Annotated in this window: 2 protein-coding genes; both read right to left on the minus strand. The window is 66.7% G+C overall.

The annotated features are described in order from the left end of the window. Nucleotides 1–844: hypothetical protein (locus ABZ806_RS45060; RefSeq protein ID WP_500226141.1), on the minus strand; the 844-nt coding region annotated here is incomplete at its 3' end. Continuing rightward, nucleotides 841–1,509: tyrosine-type recombinase/integrase (locus tag ABZ806_RS45065; RefSeq protein WP_500226142.1), on the minus strand; the 669-nt coding region annotated here is incomplete at its 5' end. The genes ABZ806_RS45065 and ABZ806_RS45060, both read right to left, overlap by 4 nt.

A 1,509-nucleotide genomic window follows, 5' to 3' on the forward strand; every position in this document is an offset into this window, starting at 1 on the left:
CCAGGTCCGGGTCTGGGAACTGGCCGTCGGCCACAGCGATGCAGGGCAGACCTGACAGCTCACCGACGACGCGTCGCACCGAACTCGGGCACACAAGCATCCCGCGCACGTCCCGCTGCTGGAGGGCGTACAACAGCTCCAGCCGCGCGACCGGGGTCAGCGGGGACAGCGAGAACATGTGCGCGGACAAGTACGGCGGCTGCCGCTCGATCCAGGCCGCCAGAACAGCATCCTCCTCCCCGGCTCCTCCGGCGGTGGACCAGGCCCTCCACTTGGCCTGATGGGTGTGGCACAGACCTGTCCGCGGCGACCGTCGTTCTCGTGTGCACCCCAGCACGAGGCACCCGGCGACCTCCGCAGCCGGGCGCTGCGAGGCCATCCACGCGTCCCGGTCGATCTCCGCGCGGCCCCTGGCCTTCACCCAACTCCGGTAGTGGGTGACGCACAGCCCTTGGGCGAGAACATCGCGGCGGCAGGCCGGCACACCGCAGGTCGCCTCGCTCCGGTGGACGTTCAGCCTTCGGTTCGCGCGGGTGTAGACGGCCTCGAACTCCGGCTTGGTCAGCCCGCTGCTCATGAACTCGTCGTTGCAGATCTTGCAGTAGCCCGAAGAATGCAGCTCACCGACGGTGATGCCGCAGCTCGGCAGCGGACAGACCTTGACGCGCGTGCGCGGGTTACCGGGATCTCCGGTGAACAGCAGCAGTTCCACGTCCCATTCACCAGGCCGCCAGTGCGGGTCGAGCCGCTCACGCAGCCACCCGACCCAATCGTTGACCAGAACTGAGTCACCAGCATCGGCGCTGGCCCCGTCCTCGACGACCGGGAACGTGAGAAGTGTCATGAAGCGGCTCCCTTGAGAGCGGCGACCCGGTTCACTGCCTCGCGTTTCTCCTGGTCACTCGCGTGGGTGTAGGGGTCCATGGACTGTCTGGACACATGCCCGGCCAAATCCATCACCACATAGTCCGGTCGGCCCTCCCGCCGCCACCGGGTAATCGCCGAGTGCCGCAGCATGTGCGGACGAGCAACAAAGCCGGCTCGCCTGGCCAGGCGCTGGAACAGCTCGTAGGCGTTCGGGTACTTCATCGGCTCGCCGAGCGGAGCGGCGAAGAGATTGACGAACACCATGTCGCAATCGGCCGCTTCGGGTACCTTCTCCCGTTCCCACTGGTAGTCGGCGTACAGATCGCCGATGTCCCCACCGACCGGGATCCAGCGGGGCTTACGCGTCTTGGCCAATGCGCCGTTGGTGTTCTGTCGGCGCCGGATATGGACATGCGGGCCCTCCACAGGACAGCCGAGCACCTTGGAGCTGGCCAGCAGATGCATGTCCTCGCGGCGCAACCCCAGCGCTTCGCCGATCCGGCAGCCCGTCACCACCAACAGAGCCACGAGCAGGCGGTCCCGGGCATGCGTGGTCTGTTCCAGGATCTGCTGAATCTCCTCGTCGGTCAGGTACTCATAGCCGGGGACCGCGACCTTGAACTTGATGGTCTTGACCTCGAC

The sequence above is a fragment of the Spirillospora sp. NPDC047418 genome (assembly GCF_040643275.1).
Lineage (GTDB): Bacteria > Actinomycetota > Actinomycetes > Streptosporangiales > Streptosporangiaceae > Spirillospora.